16 protein-coding genes are annotated in these 15,471 nt (G+C 43.8%); 11 read left to right on the top strand and 5 right to left on the bottom strand.

Going from position 1 to position 15,471, the window contains the following annotated elements; genetic code table 11:
- Nucleotides 1–432: a type II toxin-antitoxin system RatA family toxin gene (locus DFP81_RS06665; protein WP_115896976.1), complete on the top strand. Its 432-nt coding sequence runs from the start codon at nt 1–3 to the stop codon at nt 430–432.
- Nucleotides 425–712: an RnfH family protein gene (locus DFP81_RS06660; protein ID WP_115896975.1), complete on the top strand. Its 288-nt coding sequence runs from the start codon at nt 425–427 to the stop codon at nt 710–712. The genes DFP81_RS06665 and DFP81_RS06660 overlap by 8 nt, the downstream gene beginning before the upstream one ends.
- A 4-nt stretch (nt 713–716) precedes the next feature.
- Here DFP81_RS06660 and DFP81_RS06655 read toward each other — a convergent pair whose 3' ends face one another.
- On the bottom strand, nt 717–1,034 hold the full coding sequence (locus DFP81_RS06655) for an outer membrane protein assembly factor BamE (protein ID WP_115896974.1): 318 nt from the start codon (nt 1,032–1,034) through the stop codon (nt 717–719).
- A gap of 69 nt (nt 1,035–1,103) precedes the next feature.
- On the opposite strand from DFP81_RS06655, the gene fur reads away from it, so the two are divergent.
- A complete protein-coding gene (gene fur, locus DFP81_RS06650) occupies nt 1,104–1,514 on the top strand; it encodes a ferric iron uptake transcriptional regulator (protein ID WP_115896973.1) in 411 nt (136 codons plus the stop codon).
- 66 nt (nt 1,515–1,580) lie between these two features.
- On the opposite strand, the gene recN is transcribed toward fur, so the two are convergent.
- The gene (gene recN / locus DFP81_RS06645; protein WP_115896972.1) at nt 1,581–3,251 is read right to left on the bottom strand and encodes a DNA repair protein RecN; all 1,671 of its coding nucleotides are present in this window, start codon (nt 3,249–3,251) and stop codon (nt 1,581–1,583) included.
- Nucleotides 3,252–3,778: 527 nt separating this feature from the next.
- Here recN and grpE point away from each other — a divergent pair.
- The 3 genes from grpE to dnaJ all read left to right on the top strand — a co-directional run bounded on the left by grpE (nt 3,779) and on the right by dnaJ (nt 7,678).
- Entirely contained in the window at nt 3,779–4,357 is a 579-nt protein-coding gene (gene grpE / locus DFP81_RS06640) for a nucleotide exchange factor GrpE (protein ID WP_115896971.1), read from the top strand.
- Nucleotides 4,358–4,457: 100 nt separating this feature from the next.
- Nucleotides 4,458–6,386, top strand: a complete 1,929-nt coding sequence (dnaK, locus tag DFP81_RS06635; RefSeq protein ID WP_115896970.1) for a molecular chaperone DnaK — start codon at nt 4,458–4,460, stop codon at nt 6,384–6,386.
- A gap of 167 nt (nt 6,387–6,553) precedes the next feature.
- Nucleotides 6,554–7,678, top strand: a complete 1,125-nt coding sequence (gene dnaJ / locus DFP81_RS06630; protein ID WP_115896969.1) for a molecular chaperone DnaJ — start codon at nt 6,554–6,556, stop codon at nt 7,676–7,678.
- Between the two features lie 33 nt (nt 7,679–7,711).
- On the opposite strand, the gene DFP81_RS06625 is transcribed toward dnaJ, so the two are convergent.
- Nucleotides 7,712–8,323 carry a uridine kinase family protein gene (locus DFP81_RS06625; RefSeq protein WP_115896968.1) on the bottom strand — a complete coding sequence of 204 codons (612 nt, stop codon included), beginning with the start codon at nt 8,321–8,323 and terminating at the stop codon, nt 7,712–7,714.
- Nucleotides 8,324–8,659: 336 nt separating this feature from the next.
- Between DFP81_RS06625 and DFP81_RS06620 the strand changes: the two genes are divergently transcribed.
- The 3 genes from DFP81_RS06620 to DFP81_RS06610 all read left to right on the top strand — a co-directional run bounded on the left by DFP81_RS06620 (nt 8,660) and on the right by DFP81_RS06610 (nt 11,404).
- Entirely contained in the window at nt 8,660–9,241 is a 582-nt protein-coding gene (locus DFP81_RS06620) for a uridine kinase (protein WP_115896967.1), read from the top strand.
- Between the two features lie 197 nt (nt 9,242–9,438).
- Nucleotides 9,439–9,768 carry a DUF3392 domain-containing protein gene (locus DFP81_RS06615; protein WP_115896966.1) on the top strand — a complete coding sequence of 110 codons (330 nt, stop codon included), beginning with the start codon at nt 9,439–9,441 and terminating at the stop codon, nt 9,766–9,768.
- Nucleotides 9,769–10,030: 262 nt separating this feature from the next.
- Nucleotides 10,031–11,404 (top strand): glyceraldehyde-3-phosphate dehydrogenase, encoded by a 1,374-nt coding sequence (locus tag DFP81_RS06610; RefSeq protein ID WP_115896965.1) that lies wholly within the window; start codon nt 10,031–10,033, stop codon nt 11,402–11,404.
- 34 nt (nt 11,405–11,438) lie between these two features.
- Here DFP81_RS06610 and DFP81_RS06605 read toward each other — a convergent pair whose 3' ends face one another.
- Nucleotides 11,439–12,353 carry a LysR substrate-binding domain-containing protein gene (locus DFP81_RS06605; RefSeq protein WP_115896964.1) on the bottom strand — a complete coding sequence of 305 codons (915 nt, stop codon included), beginning with the start codon at nt 12,351–12,353 and terminating at the stop codon, nt 11,439–11,441.
- Between the two features lie 145 nt (nt 12,354–12,498).
- Between DFP81_RS06605 and DFP81_RS06600 the strand changes: the two genes are divergently transcribed.
- Nucleotides 12,499–13,275 (top strand): HalD/BesD family halogenase, encoded by a 777-nt coding sequence (locus DFP81_RS06600; RefSeq protein ID WP_115896963.1) that lies wholly within the window; start codon nt 12,499–12,501, stop codon nt 13,273–13,275.
- Between the two features lie 441 nt (nt 13,276–13,716).
- A complete protein-coding gene (gcvA, locus tag DFP81_RS06595) occupies nt 13,717–14,679 on the top strand; it encodes a transcriptional regulator GcvA (RefSeq protein ID WP_115896962.1) in 963 nt (320 codons plus the stop codon).
- On the opposite strand, the gene DFP81_RS06590 is transcribed toward gcvA, so the two are convergent.
- Nucleotides 14,659–15,432: a TSUP family transporter gene (locus tag DFP81_RS06590; protein WP_115896961.1), complete on the bottom strand. Its 774-nt coding sequence runs from the start codon at nt 15,430–15,432 to the stop codon at nt 14,659–14,661. The genes gcvA and DFP81_RS06590 overlap by 21 nt on opposite strands.
- Nucleotides 15,433–15,471 lie beyond the last annotated feature (39 nt).

The following is a 15,471-nucleotide window of genomic DNA, read 5'->3' as shown; positions in this document are numbered from 1 at the left end:
TTGAGTTATATAGAGCGCTTTGCTCATGTTGAGTACAGCTGTGAGCAGATGTATGCACTGGTCAATGATATTAATGGGTATCCTGAGTTTTTGCCTGGGTGTTTAAACTCGACTCTGATATCCCAAACCCCTACGGAGATAGTGGCGTCCTTAGAAGTTGGGAAAGGGCCAGTACGCCAGGCGTTCACAACTAAGAACTTTCTTAATGAGCCAACCAAAGTGGAAATGACATTGGTGAAAGGGCCATTTAAAAAGTTGCATGGGATATGGACGTTCACAGAGCTGTCTCCTAATCGCTGTAAAATTGCGTTAAGTATAGAGTTTGAACTTAGTGGTATGCTGAAATTCGCTTTTGGTGGTGTATTTAGCCAGATAGCCAATGCGATGGTGGATGCGTTTAGTAAACGAGCAAAGGTAGTTTACGGTGAGTAAAATACGAGTTGAGGTGGCTTATGCACTGCCTGAGAAACAAAAAATCATTGCATTAGACGTAGAAGAAGGTTGTACGGTACGAGAAGCCGTATTGCGTTCTAATATCGACGCTTTTTTTCCAGGCTTGGAATTGGAAAAGGTAAAGGTTGGTATTTTCGGTAAAGCGGTAAGAAATGCAGAAACGCAAGCGTTAAAAGAAGGTGAGCGTGTTGAGATATACCGTGAGCTGAAGGTTGACCCTAAACAAGCTAGAGCCAACCGCGCAGCAAAAAACAGCTAAATAATTAGTCGTTTTGTATTTTAGCCAGCTTGTCACCCTCGAATGTTAAGGTGAGGTTGGTGGCTGCACTTTTAGGTGTTTCAGGTGTTGCGTACTTAGTTGTATATAGATAGTGCCATTCGTTGGGCTTAAAGGTATCTCTTACCATAGGGGTACCTAAAAGATAAATGACCTGCGATTGTGTCATACCAACTTTTAATTGAGATAATTGTTCCTTCGTAATGAGGTTGCCTTGGGTTACGGTAGCCTTATACGGAGGTGGAAATAAACTGCATGCGCTTAGCGAAAATAGAGCGCATATTACTAAGATTGCTTTTTTCATTTGTATCATCCTAACTTAGGTATGCTAATGATAAAGTAATTATCAACAAGATCGAATAGAGAATGACTCATGACTAGCGAAAATCAAGAACTAAAAAAGGCAGGGCTTAAAGTTACCTTGCCACGCGTGAAAATTTTACAAATTTTAGAGAATGCTGGTGATCGCCATTTCAGTGCAGATGATGTTTATCGAACTTTGTTAGATCAAGGTGAAGATGTTGGTCTAGCGACGGTTTACCGTGTTTTGACTCAGTTTGAAACGGCTGGCTTAGTGATGCGCCATCACTTTGAAGCGGGCACAGCGGTGTTTGAATTGGCAAAAGGCGAGCACCATGATCACATGATTTGTTTGGATTCAGGACGTGTGATTGAATTTGTTGACCCTGTGATTGAGAAGCGTCAGCACGAAATTGCTGAAGAGCATGGTTTTGAGATTGAAGATCATAGCTTGATCATTTACGTGCGCCCAAAGAAGAAATAACAGGCCATTTGGCCAAAGTAAGCGGATAATAGCCATCATAGAGTCGTGGCTATATCCGCTTATTTTTTATTGTAGGTGTACATTGCCAAGCATTTCTTTAGCGTGCGCTAGAGTTTGTTCGGTTAACTCTAGCCCTCCTAGTAAACGTGCAATTTCTTGAGTACGTTCTGACTCGTGCAGTTGCGACACCTGAGATGACGTCGCTTCATTCGCTACTTTTTTGCTCACCCGCAGATGTTGATTGCCTTGGGCTGCAACTTGCGCCAGATGCGTTACACAGAACACTTGCCCGCGTTGGCCTACAGAGCGCAACATGCGTCCAACGACCTCTGCAATACCGCCGCTAATCCCCACATCGACTTCATCAAAGACCAAGGTTGGAATCACTGAGGTGTGTGCTGTTACTACTTGAATACCTAAGCTGATACGAGACAGTTCCCCACCAGAAGCAACTTTGCGTAAAGGTTGAGCAGGTTGCCCTGGGTTGGACGCTATCATGTATTCAATGTCTTCAAAGCCATTTGCAGACACTTGGTTAAGTGGTTGGCAATCAATAAAAAAACGAGCATGTGGCATGCCTAAGCCATGAATTTGTTCTTCAACCTGTCTAGCAAGAAGGTCTTTTGCAGCCATGCGCTTTTCTGTCAAGGTGGTGGCGAGTGCGGTTAGCTTTTCATAAGCTCGTTCTTCATTTTCTTTGAGCTGATCTATGCTTTCTTCGCTGCCTTGAAGTTGTGACAGTTCTAAATTGACCGATTCTCTTAACCCAAGTAACGCCTCAGGTAAGACTTTATGCTTGCGTGCTGTGTCGTAGATTTCTGTAAGGCGTTGTTCTATTTCACTGAGTCGTTCGGGATCTTGCTCTAAAGTGTCTTGATAATGGTGCAAACTGTCGGCGGCCTCTTGGGCTTGGATCAGTGCTGCGTTCATCATTTCTAGGGCTTCTTCGAGCTCTTTAGTCGCCGGGCTGATTTGGCTAGCGCTATGAAGGGCTTGATTCAGTAGTGAGCACACTGTGCCTTCATCACTATCAATCAAAATACTACTCGATTGGTAAGCCTTCTGCTGTGAGTCTGCGATATTCGCTAAAAATGCTTGCTGTGCTTCTAGCTCAACAATTTCGCCTTCTTTTAAATCAAGTTGTTCTAGCTCTTGAGCTTGATACGACAAGAGTTGGATCTTGGCTTCTTGTTCAGAGGAACGGTTTTGCTGTGCGGCTAATGCTTCTCTTAATTGACGCCAAAGGCTGTATTGTTGGCTGACTTGCTTAGCAAGTTCGGTAAGTTGTCCGAACTCGTCCACTTGTAAGCGTTGTGCGCTTTTCTTTAGTAGTGATTGGTGTTCATGCTGGCCATGAATATCCACCAAATGACTGCCTGCTTCTTTTAAATCTGCAAGGGTACAAGGGCGACCATTAATATAGGCTTTTGAGCGACCTTCTTTGCTGATAACGCGGCGTAATATGCAATGCTGCTCGTGTTCTAAATCTCGTTCTTCTAGCCATTCGAAAACATGAGGGTAGTGAGTAATATCGAAGGTTGCGCTGATATCTGCTTTTTTTTCCCCATGTCGAACGACCGACGCATCGGTCCTGCCTCCTAAGCACAGAGATAAGGCGTCTACCATGATGGATTTGCCTGCACCGGTTTCCCCGGAGATCACAGTCATGCCAGTTTTAAACTCCAGATCTAAGGTGTCAACAATGGCAAAATTGGAAATAGCGATGCTCGTTAGCATAATGCGCTCCACATGAGAGAAAAAATTTATATGGTTATTTATACAGTACTTTCTCATTTTTTGACAAGTATGAGAAGAGAATTAATCTCTTTTTGTTGAAAATATAATCAATCTGGCAGGCGTCGTGGAGAAGGTCTATATAGGTGAGAGTTTGATATAGGCCGTATGTGCTAGGAGAATATCATTTGGCAATGGTGAATTAGGCAAAATGCGATGTCAGTTAGCAGGGTTATCAGATGGCAGAAATAAAATCATGACCACTTTTTTGTCTTCTGAGTGTTATTTAAAGTGCTTCAAAGGTTTAATTCTGACGTTTCTTGTTGTTTCCTAAAATATCTATATTTATCAATGTTTTATATTGTTTTCCCCGTTCTGTTGTTGCCAATTCAATCGCCGATTTGGTGATTCTTCCCTGCGCTTCTAATCATTCCCATTAAATTTATGTGGTTTAGCTGTTGAAAGGCAAAAAGCTGGCCCCATATAGCCAACACAGTTAGAGAATACTTTCTGTTATTTGGAGTGAAAAAATGAGTGATCAGCAAAAAAATTCTAATGTAGAAGCGGAGCAAGATTTGAACAGCGAAGCAGAAAATCAAGCAACAGAAGAGCTTTTAGAGCCTGAAGCAGAGCTGCTAGAAGAAGCACCTGAAAATGAAGAGCTTGCGAAAGCGTTAGAAGAAGTTGCCCAGTACAAGGAGGCCGCGCTTCGCGCACAAGCAGACTCGCAAAATGTTCGCAGACGTGCAGAGCTAGATGTTGAGAAAGCACACAAATTTGGCCTAGAAAAATTCGCCAAAGAAATCATCAATGTCGCAGACAATCTAGAGCGAGCGTTAACCGCTGCACCTGAGACTGGCGAGCCTGACCCGGTTCGTGAAGGTGTTGAGTTAACACTAAAAGATTTGTTGGAAACTCTGGCCCGCTTTGAAGTGAAGCCAGTTGACCCACATGGCGAACCGTTCACCCCAGAGTTACACCAAGCGATTACTATGGTGCCAAACCCTGAGCTAGAGCCGAACACCGTGATGGATGTTGTGCAGAAGGGCTACACACTTCATGGCCGCTTACTACGCCCAGCAATGGTCGTTGTTTCGAGCGCAGCATAAAGACCGTCATTTTTTTGACACTGATCGGTTGAAAAGCTCAAAAGCGTACCCAAATACAGAATTATCATTGTAATAAACGAATTTATAGGAGAGACACACCATGGGTAGAATCATTGGTATTGACTTAGGTACAACAAACTCTTGTGTTGCTGTACTAGATGGCGAAAAATCTCGCGTAATTGAAAACGCTGAAGGCGATCGCACCACACCATCCATCGTCGCATTTTCAGAAGACGGTGAAGTGTTAGTAGGTCAATCTGCTAAGCGTCAAGCTGTAACAAACCCTGCAAACACTTTGTTCGCAGTGAAACGTTTGATCGGTCGTCGTTTTGAAGACAAAGTCGTTCAAAAAGACATCTCTATGGTGCCTTACAAAATCGTTTCTGCTGACAACGGCGATGCGTGGGTAGAAATCAAAGGCGATAAGAAAGCGCCACCACAAATTTCCGCTGAAGTTCTTAAGAAAATGAAGAAAACAGCAGAAGATTACCTAGGCGAAAAAGTAACAGAAGCGGTTATCACTGTTCCTGCTTACTTCAATGACTCTCAGCGTCAAGCAACTAAAGATGCTGGTAAAATTGCTGGTCTAGAAGTTAAACGTATTATCAACGAGCCAACAGCGGCTGCTTTGGCTTACGGCCTAGATAAGAGCAGCGGCGATTCTACTATCGCGGTTTATGACCTTGGTGGTGGTACATTTGATATCTCTATCATCGAAATTGCTGACGTAGATGGCGAGAAGCAATTCGAAGTATTGTCTACAAATGGTGATACTTTCCTAGGTGGTGAAGACTTCGACATGCGTGTTATCGAATTCCTAGCAGCGGAATTCAAGAAAGACACAGGCATCGATCTACACAATGATCCACTAGCGCTACAACGTTTGAAAGAAGCGGGTGAAAAAGCCAAAGTTGAGCTTTCTTCTTCTTCTCAAACTGAAGTGAACTTGCCTTACATCACGGCTGACGCGACTGGACCTAAACACTTGAACGTGAAATTGACTCGTTCTAAGTTGGAGTCTTTGGTTGAAGAGCTTGTTCTTAACTCTCTTGAGCCTTGCCGCCAAGCATTGAAAGACGCAGACCTTTCTGCTTCTGACATCGACGAAGTTATCTTGGTTGGTGGTCAAACTCGTATGCCTCTTGTGCAAACGAAAGTAACTGAATTCTTCGGTAAAGAGCCACGTAAAGACGTAAACCCTGATGAAGCGGTAGCAATCGGTGCTTCTATTCAAGGTGCGGTACTTTCTGGTGATGTTAAAGACGTTCTTCTTCTAGACGTTACTCCTCTGTCTCTAGGTATCGAGACTATGGGTGGTGTAATGACGGCGTTGATCGAGAAAAACACAACGATTCCGACTAAGAAATCACAAACTTTCTCGACTGCTGAAGACAACCAAAATGCAGTTACTATCCATGCATTGCAAGGTGAGCGTAAGCAAGCGTCTCAGAACAAATCTCTAGGTCGTTTCGACTTGGCTGACATTCCACCTGCACCACGTGGCGTGCCACAAATCGAAGTAAGCTTTGACCTTGATGCAAACGGTATCTTGAGCGTATCTGCGAAAGATAAAGCAACAGGTAAAGAGCAGTCTATCGTGATCAAAGCTTCTTCTGGTCTTAGCGACGAAGAAGTGGAAAAAATGGTTCAGGATGCTGAAGCAAACGCAGAAGAAGATCGCAAGTTCGAAGAGCTTGTACAGGTTCGCAACACTGCAGATGGCATGATTCACGCGACTCGCAAAACTTTGACTGATGCTGGCGATAAAGCAACAGAAGAAGAGAAAGCAGCGATTGAAACGGCAATCACTGAACTGGAAGAAGCGCTAACATCTAACGACAAAGAGAAGATTGAAGAGAAAACCAATGCGTTGACTCAAGCATCTGGCTCTTTGGCTCAGAAAATGTACGCTGAAGCAGAAGGTGCTCAAGCTGGCGCGCAACCAGGTGCTGAAGAAGCAACGGCTGGTAAAGCGCAGGATGATGCAGTAGATGCTGAATTCGAAGAAGTGAAAGACGACAAAAAATAAGCCGTAAACGCTTGTTTTCGTCGCCCTAGTTTTATAGGGCTACTATAGCGAACACGGTTTTAGGACCGTGTTTTGCTATTTGTAGAGCAGTCAATAGAAGAGACTTATCGTCTCTCTATCTCAGCAGTTTTTTTAATTCAGACTTTATCTATTCAGGAATGCCAGCGATGAGCAAAAGAGACTATTACGACGTTCTTGGGGTGGCCAAAGGCGCGGATAAAAAAGAGATCAAAAAAGCTTATCGCTCCTTAGCGAATAAGTACCATCCAGATAAAAACCCAGATAATCCAGAAGCCTTAGAGAAATTTAAGGAAATTGGTGAAGCTTACGAAGTCTTGTCTTCTGAAGATAAGCGTGAAGCGTATGACCGCTTTGGCCATGAAGGCGTGAATGGTCAAGGTGGCGGCTACGGCGGTGGTGCTGGTGGTTTTAGCGATATCTTTGGTGATGTTTTTGGCGATATCTTCGGCGGCGGAGGTGGTGGCGGTCAAAGCCGCACACGTCGTGGCTCTGATTTACGTTACACCTTAGAGTTGGATCTTGAGCAAGCCGTGTGGGGCTGCGAAGAGAAAATCCGCATTCCTACCTTGGTCAACTGTAAAACATGTGAAGGCTCAGGTGCGAAGAAAGGCTCAACACCAAAAACCTGTGGTACTTGTGGCGGTGCTGGTCAAGTTCGCATGTCTCAAGGTTTCTTCTCGGTTCAGCAAACTTGTCCAGAGTGTCATGGGCAAGGCCAGGTTATCTCTGATCCTTGTGGCGATTGTCACGGACAGGGCCGTACTCAAGAATACAAAACCCTTAATGTAAAAATTCCAGCGGGTGTTGATACAGGCGATCGTATCCGTCTTTCTGGAGAGGGTGAAGCCGGTACACACGGTGGGCCAGCGGGCGACTTGTTTGTGCAGGTGTCTGTGAAACCGCATAGCATCTTTGAACGCGATGGCGCTAACTTATACTGTGAAGTGCCAATTAGCTTTACTACCGCCGCTTTGGGTGGTGAGATTGATGTTCCAACACTAGATGGCAGAGTGCGCTTAAAAGTCACTGCAGAATGCCAAAGTGGTAAGTTGTTCCGCTTGCGCAATAAAGGGGTTAAACCTGTGCGTGGTGGACCACAAGGTGATTTGATCTGTAAGGTTGCGGTTGAAACACCGGTTAACCTAACCGCTCGTCAAAAAGAGCTGTTGACTGAGTTGGCAGACAGTATGGGTGAAGAAAGTAACCACTCTCCTAAGCAGAAGAGTTGGTTTGATGGGGTGAAACGCTTCTTTGATGATATTAAGAAGTAACCAGTCGAGCTTTCGTAGGTAAATTAAAAGGCGCTATAGAGCGCCTTTTTCTTTTAGTAAAAAGTCGATGTGGCTGCGTAACAAGTTAGCAGCATTCGTGAAGCTCTTGTTATTTGGAATAATAAAGTCTGCTTTGCTACGAATGTCGATGGTCTTCAGTGAGGCCTGACGTACGTGGCGCATGTAGCGGCTTGTCACTTCATTCACATTACGACCACGCTCGGCAATATCGCGTTTCAGGCGGCGTACAATCGCAATGTCCATGTCGGTATCGACATAGAATAAGTAGTCAACAGCATCACGGATACCTGCGTCTTGAAACATCATATGCCCTTCAACCAATACAATATGCGTCGGTTCAAGATTGCGATAGCCAACACGTTTGTGCTGTGAGTGATCGTATTCAGGGATCTCATTGGGTTGTTGACGATTTTTACAGTTATGAATTGCCAGTGTTAGGCTTTCTAAATCTAATGAGCTTAGGTCATCAAAGTTGTAAACATCTGGGTCGATGCTACCACATCCATTGTAGAAACTGTCTTGGCACAGGACGGTGATTTTGTCACCTTGACCTTCGGCTAGAAGAGAGCAAAGTCGGCTTTTTCCGCTGCCAGATACCCCTGTGATACCAATAACAAGCGCCATGTATTACCTCGGTAAATAAATTGATATGTCTCTCAAAGCGAGAGGGTTGGATGGCGACGATTTTAGCAGGTTTTGAGAGCATCTGCTGCTTCGAATGAGATAATTCCGCGCATCTAGTTAATAAAGCTGTCTATTTGGTCAAATAGTAAATGCAGTATATGTTCTTATTTTGAAGGGCTGCAAGACAGGAAAAAATCATATAATGCTTAGGCGAATAAAATAGCTAAGTAGTCTATGTAAGCGTGTATTCGCTTTACGAGTTTATTAAGCTAATGTGTACTCTGGTTGGGCGACGTTTAGAGTCGTTATGAGTTGTGTTTTTAAGGGAATATATTGATGTTACAGCGTATTATAGCCGTTTTTCTATCCATCGCCGTGTTGGCTTTTTGTTCGATGGCAAGTTTTGCCGCGGATGAATCGGCTGATCGAAAAAGCACACCGATTGCCGATCAAGGTGCTGAGTTATTTGGCCTAACAATCAATGATCTAAGCAAGGAAAATTTTGAAAAGCGCCTTTCGGCCATGGGGTTACAGCCATATCCATCCTATAAAAAAGGGGTCGCTACTTACAGTTTAGGGCAAGAAGGTATTTTAGGAATCAGAGAGTTAGCGATTCAATTTAATGATTACGACTATCTGATCAAAGCGACCATGTCTGGGGTGGTAGAAAGTAATAAAAAGCGTCAGGCATTAGGGAGTTTGTTGGTTAAAAAATACGGTATGCCAAATATTGGCTATGTACGTGACGGTTATGGTCGAGCAAAATGGGTGTTTCAAGACGGCACTTATATTGAATTGCACAATACCACATTCAATGTATTGGTTATTTATGTCGACCAGCAGCCTAAGACGGTATCTGAATCTGGTCAAATAGATGTTGAAGCTTTGTATAAGAAGAGCCAAAAGTCGGCGTCTTAGTTAGGGAGGGCAAGTCCTCTGCCTCAGCATGTGTATAAAAGCTTGTGGTTCGCGCTGAGCATCGCATGTGAATAATAGACCTATTGATGAGATACTTATCAAAGCATACCTGCTTTTAGACCGTGCCCTACGGGGCGAAACGATTTATTCACATTTTTCTTAGGCTTCTATTTCATTAACTTAGTAGTAATTATTCGATGATAATCCTAGATTTAAATGCTCGCTTTGCTCATTTTCTACAACCTCATTTGCACGAAATTGCACTCGCCATAGTGGCAACCTGCTTAGTCATTTATGGTGATAAGGTGAATGGGGTGCTTAAGCGCGCGACGTCTTCTTGGGTGTTTATTGCTCGTGTGGTGGCCTTTATCTTAATGTGTACCTTTGGTTATGGTTTGCTAACATTATGGAGCCAGCCTTTGGTGTACTGGCTGATTTCACAGGTAGATTACCTCTATCGACCACTGTTTATTGTCGGTTGTTTTTGTTTATTGGGGATTTTGGCGGAAAGAAAACGTAATTTATAAATTAATTCATGAAATTTTCTCTCATTTTTTGTTATCAAATTACGAAATTTATCTATCATTTTTTCTTCTGACGGTTTGTATTCGTAGGTTATGTAGTAAACTTTCTAATCTTCTTTGTTAATCTCGTTATTTCCATAAAAAATGTTGCTAAACACCCGATTTTAAAGGTTTTTTGTAGTCTTGTTTCAATTTGTCTTCCGCTCAAACTGTCTTTAGACTTGCCCCATATTGATGAAACAGCGTCTTTTTTCGGGGGCAAAAAATGACAAGCACTTGGTTACAAACACTTTCGCAAGTAGAGTCCATGATTCCTATGTTAGGAAAATTGGGTCGTGAAAAAGCAGTAAAAGTTCAATTAGCTGGTCAGACCTTAATGGCTGACTCTGTCACCAATCTGATGGCGCTTTTTGACCAACATCCTGAATTGGATCTTGTGCAGGTATATCAGGTACTTGAAGAAGTGCTAAACAGCAATGTAAGTCAAACCGCTGTTGAACTGGAAGAATTACTGGCTGAAGCAGACGTTGCTTCTTTATTAGCCGCTCAGCCTCAAACCGGCATGGAAACACCAGTGGTGTTGTACGGATTTGGTCGTATTGGTCGTTTGCTTGCTCGTCGCATGTGTACCCTTGGGCATACCACTCCCGGTATGGCGTTGGCCGCGATCGTTGTTCGTAAAGCATGCGATAATGACTTAGCTAAACGTGCTAGCTTATTGAAATATGACTCCGTTCACGGCACCTACGAAGGTTTGGTGAAGGTTGATGAAGAAAACCAATGTTTGATTATCAATGGCTCCCCTGTGAAAGTGATCTACTCATCAGATCCTGCCACCGTTGATTATCAAGCATATGGCATCGATAACGCTTTGTTGGTCGATAACACTGGTCGCTGGCGCGATCATGATGGTTTGAGTGTGCACTTAAACCGTCCAGGTATTGAGCGTGTGGTACTTACGGCACCAGGCAAAGAAATGAAAAACGTTGTATTTGGTGTGAATGACGATGATGTTACCGCCGATGACCGTATTGTTTCTGCTGCTTCTTGTACTACCAATGCCATCACGCCGATTTTATCTGTTTTAGAAGAAAAGTTAGGTGTTGTATCGGGTCACGTTGAAACCGTACATGCCTACACAAATGATCAGAATTTGATCGACAATATTCATAAAGGTGATCGACGTGGTCGTGCTGCCGGTATGAACATGGTGATGACGGAAACAGGCGCTGCAAAAGCCGTATCTAAGGCAATTCCTTCTTTAGAAGGCAAGCTAAGCGGTAGCGCGATTCGAGTGCCAGTGATTAACGTTTCTATTGCGGTATTGAGCCTGAACCTTAAAACAGAGACTTCTGTTGAAGAGATTAATGCTCTGCTTAAAGCAGCTTCAAACAGCGCTGAATTGACTGGCCAAATTGGCTACAGTGAAGAAGCTGATGCGGTAAGTTCAGATTTCATCGGCTCTCAGCAAGCGGGTATTTTGGATTCTTTATCGACAAAAGTACGCGGTAATCAAGCCACTCTATACGTTTGGTACGATAACGAGTACGGCTACAGCTGCCAAGTAGTTCGCTTGATGGAAAAGTTGGCACAAGCAAATTTGCTCAGTGAGCAGCTGGTTGAAGACCAAGCCGCTTAATCAGCAACTATTAAAGCAAGTGTTTTGCCAAAGGCTAAGGAGTTAACTCCTTAGCCTTTTGTTTTATCCATTCTATAAAAAGAGCGGCATTGGGGTTATCCAGCGTACGCTCAGGGTAAGCTAAATAATAAGCTTGTCCTAAGGGTAAGCTTACCTCAGACAACTTAACCAGCCGCCCACTTTTCAGCTCATCATTGATTAATACATCTTGTCCTAATAACAAACCTTTGCCCTGTACCGCGGCTTCAATCGCCATGCTAGATAGATTGAAATGAGGGCCACCTCTTGTTGCTTTAATAGAAAGACCTGCCGCCTTTAACCAACCCTCCCAGCTTGGCAGGTTTTGATTATGTTCCCTCCAATCAATATGAATCAAAGGCTGCTGAAAGACGTTTTCTAGCTTGTCGGTATTATCAACAGAAGCAACCAACTGTGGGCTAGCAACTAACGAGACAGAGTCATTGAATAATTTATCATTATGCAGGGTGGGGTAGTCTTGATTACCAAAACAGAGGCAAATATCTGACGCGGAACGACTAAAATCGACTTTAGAATGACTCGCTTCTACCCTAATTTCTATAGTCGGATGAGAGTCCATCCAGCTTAATACTTGAGGCATTAACCATTTTGCAGCAATGGAAGGGAAAGTGGTGATGGTGATCACCTCTAGGTTTGAAAATTGTTTAACCTGCTGTTGCCCCTGACGGATTTTCTCCAATGCTTCATGAATGAAAATCAAATAACTTTGACCCACTCGAGTCAGTATTACTCCTTGTTTGGAGCGTTCAAAAAGGCTTGTATCTAGTTGCTCTTCTAGACCGCGAATTTTTTGGCTAACGGCGGCAGGCGTGATGAAAAGCACTTCTGCCGCTTTGGCAAAGCTGCCCTGCTCAGCTGCGGCTTCAAAAGCCAGCAGGGCGCCTAAAGGAGGAAGCTGTGTTATTTTCATAAAACTGCCTAGATTAATTCAGTGGATAGTTTAACTTTTATTCATAAGTACAGCTTAATACAGTACTTAGAATATATCGTTACTCAGAAGATTTTCCATAAGTTATTCTTTTTGCATAAAGAATAACGCGTAAGAGGGTCATGGCATGTTACTTAACGAAATTATTCAAATGAAGCAGTATCCAATCACAGAGCGTGCTTTTCACGAGCATTGTAAAAATGTCCTAGATGAAGATGGTGCGTTAGTACTGCCGGACTTTTTATCACTAGAAGCGATTCAACGGGTTGTTGCTGAAGGCAATAAGAAGAAACCGTTAGCGTACTTTTCTAAAGATGACCATAACGTATATCTAAAACCAACAGACATGGACTTTCCTTTAGAGCACCCTCGAAATCAGAGCGTGCAGTCGTCAAAAGGGTGTATTACAGACGATCAAATTTCTCAGGGTTCACCACTTAGAGCGCTTTATGATGCCCAAGAATTTCGTGCCTTTTTGGCGGCGGTGTTGGGGGAAGATGAGTTGTTTAATTACGCGGATTCGCTTTCTTCTATTAACTTGCATTATGCCAGTGAGGGGCAAGAATTAGGTTGGCACTTTGATGAATCTTCTTTTGCCATCACGCTCCTATTGCAAAGTCCTGAGCAAGGAGGAGAGTTTGAATACATCGAAAACATGCGCGACGCGGACAGTGGCGAGATGAATTACCAAGGGGTAGCCGAGGTGTTGGCAGGCCATCGTGAGAGCAAGACATTGACGACAGGGCCTGGAACGCTAGTGTTGTTCCGTGGTCGTAATGCGATGCATAGAGTAACGCCAGTGGTTGGTGATGTAACCCGTATGCTGGTAGTGCTGGCCTATAACTCTAAGCCTGATGTAGCGCTTTCTGAATCTGCCCGAATGACATTTTATGGGCGTCTTTAACGTCGAAATTTAGGCAAAAAAAAGCCGGACAAAGGTCCGGCTTAAACAAAAAGTAACTAGCAGTTGGTCTAACGGAATTCTGTGGGAAATGCCGTTAGAACCTTCTCAAAGACTGGCTGTGGGGACAGTTTTTGAGAGAACTTAAACCCAGTTAGGGCTGAATTTAAGTGGTGATCTAGGTCGCTGTTCAACCTAAGAGATGGGCATATTCTAGTTTTTAAGGGTTGAATTTCAAGCGATATAAATTAGGCTCTTGGATTAGCCTAATTAATCCAAGATGGGATTTTTAATAACATCTTGATAGAATCAAATTCTGTAAAAATAAATCAAATATCGGTTAAGTTCTGAGTATTTTATCTGAACTAAGAAAAATTCAGTTGTTTTATGAGTGCTACATTGATTTTTCTGCAATAGCAGAAATACCTTTAATTCGAGACGAATATGAAATCCATCCCCCTTTATGGGTTAGAAACCTTCGCCATTGCGGCACGCCATTTAAGTTTTACCAAAGCAGCGCAAGAAATGAACCTGACACAAGGTGCTGTGAGTCAACAAATTCGCCAATTAGAAGAGCGCCTAGGGCTAACCTTATTTATACGTCATCACCGCCGCTTGGAGCTAAGCGTTGCAGGGGCACGTTTGGCGGTACAGGTGAATCATAGCTTTTCCGAAATCAACGGCCTTATCGCTGAACTAAAAGAAGAAGAGTCTTCGACGATTTTAACCGTCTCGGTGATGCCGTCTTTTGCCACCAAATGGTTGATTCCTCGACTGGGCAGTCTCCAAGAAAAATACCCAGATTTGCAGCTACGAATACAGGCCAATGAGCGGGAAGTGAACTTTCAGCGGGACCGAATCGACGTTGCGATTGTCCACAGCCACTTACTGGCACCTAGCAGTGGACTAGCCATTCCTTTACTCAAAGATAAGGTGTTTCCTGTTTGCAGTCCTGCCTTTGCCCATGATCGTCAGTTAACATCGCCAGCGCAATTGGCAAAGGTTCCGCTCCTGAATGACGATTCAGAATGGCGTTTTTCTAGCCCTTATGCGGAATGGGACAAATGGTTGCAGCTTGCTAAAGCGAAAGGTGTGAAACCTTCCCGAGGCATCAGTTTTAATCGTGGTGATCTGGCGGTTCAGGCGGCGGTTGCAGGCCAAGGGGTCGCATTAGGTAGAACCCCATTGGTGATGGACGATATTCAACAAGGGCGTTTGGTTCAGCCATTTTCTGAATCGCTCGACGAAGGCCATGCCTACCTTTTTGTGTGCCCTGATGCCCAACGGCAGCGCGATGCCGTCCAGCAATTGATCGCTTGGCTAGTAGAAGAATGTTACGCCTATGCGCCATTAGATTGTCTAACAACGCCAGACGATCTTATTCAACTAGGTGTTGCTCCAGAGTAGTTTAATAGACATTGCCAAACACATAAAAATCACCATAGGGCGAATCAGTGTGGCGCCTTTAGTGATGACTAAGCGAGAGCCGACTTGTGCGCCAAACCATTGACCAAAGGCCATCGCAATGCCTAACGCCCAAATAATATGGCCAGTAAATGCAAACATCAGCAAAGAGGCGCAGTTGCTGGTTGCATTCAGTATTTTGGTGTGGGCGGTAGCAGCAACTAGGGTGAACCCCATGAAGCAAAGATAAGCAGTAGAGAAAAAAGCACCAGTTCCTGGGCCGATCAAACCATCGTAAAAACCAAAACTGGTACCGATAATGACCGCAAATTGGGTGTGGTTTAATGAAAATTTGCTGGCAATATAGGGCTGGATTTTCGGCATAAAGAAAAAAAACAAAGCAACGGCAATAAGAATAATGGGGACCGCTTTTAGTAGTAACCCGCTGTCTAAGTAAGAAACTAATAAAGTACCCGTTATACTGCCGATCGCCGTCATGGTAATAGGCAACCACATATCGGACAGATTCACTTTTTTCGTTTTGACAAAATGGTAAGACGCAGACAGAGTTCCAGCGCAGCCTTGCAATTTATTAGTTGCAAGTGCCTCAACGGGAGACAGGCCAGCAGCCAGTAGCACGGGCACTGTAATCAAGCCACCTCCGCCAGCAATGGCATCCACTGCGCCGGCTAAAAATGCCGCGGCAAACAATGCCAAATAAACCCATATTGAGATATCAAAAAACGTAATGTCCATATACAAGCAATAATCCTAATAAAGATGAGCTGATGAGGT

The organism is Marinomonas pollencensis (assembly GCF_003387375.1).
Classification (GTDB): domain Bacteria; phylum Pseudomonadota; class Gammaproteobacteria; order Pseudomonadales; family Marinomonadaceae; genus Marinomonas; species Marinomonas pollencensis.
Note: the sequence above shows the minus strand (reverse complement) of the source record. Positions and strands in the feature narration are given on the sequence as shown.

Excerpts from the sequence above, each read along its gene's own strand:
- DFP81_RS06655 (WP_115896974.1), bottom strand. The coding sequence starts at position 1,034 with ATGAAAAAAGCAATCTTAGTAATATGCGCTCTATTTTCGCTAAGCGCA.
- fur (WP_115896973.1), top strand. The coding sequence starts at position 1,104 with ATGACTAGCGAAAATCAAGAACTAAAAAAGGCAGGGCTTAAAGTTACC.
- recN (WP_115896972.1), bottom strand. The coding sequence starts at position 3,251 with ATGCTAACGAGCATCGCTATTTCCAATTTTGCCATTGTTGACACCTTA.
- grpE (WP_115896971.1), top strand. The coding sequence starts at position 3,779 with ATGAGTGATCAGCAAAAAAATTCTAATGTAGAAGCGGAGCAAGATTTG.
- dnaK (WP_115896970.1), top strand. The coding sequence starts at position 4,458 with ATGGGTAGAATCATTGGTATTGACTTAGGTACAACAAACTCTTGTGTT.
- dnaJ (WP_115896969.1), top strand. The coding sequence starts at position 6,554 with ATGAGCAAAAGAGACTATTACGACGTTCTTGGGGTGGCCAAAGGCGCG.
- DFP81_RS06625 (WP_115896968.1), bottom strand. The coding sequence starts at position 8,323 with ATGGCGCTTGTTATTGGTATCACAGGGGTATCTGGCAGCGGAAAAAGC.
- DFP81_RS06620 (WP_115896967.1), top strand. The coding sequence starts at position 8,660 with ATGTTACAGCGTATTATAGCCGTTTTTCTATCCATCGCCGTGTTGGCT.
- DFP81_RS06615 (WP_115896966.1), top strand. The coding sequence starts at position 9,439 with ATGATAATCCTAGATTTAAATGCTCGCTTTGCTCATTTTCTACAACCT.
- DFP81_RS06610 (WP_115896965.1), top strand. The coding sequence starts at position 10,031 with ATGACAAGCACTTGGTTACAAACACTTTCGCAAGTAGAGTCCATGATT.
- DFP81_RS06605 (WP_115896964.1), bottom strand. The coding sequence starts at position 12,353 with ATGAAAATAACACAGCTTCCTCCTTTAGGCGCCCTGCTGGCTTTTGAA.
- DFP81_RS06600 (WP_115896963.1), top strand. The coding sequence starts at position 12,499 with ATGTTACTTAACGAAATTATTCAAATGAAGCAGTATCCAATCACAGAG.
- gcvA (WP_115896962.1), top strand. The coding sequence starts at position 13,717 with ATGAAATCCATCCCCCTTTATGGGTTAGAAACCTTCGCCATTGCGGCA.
- DFP81_RS06590 (WP_115896961.1), bottom strand. The coding sequence starts at position 15,432 with ATGGACATTACGTTTTTTGATATCTCAATATGGGTTTATTTGGCATTG.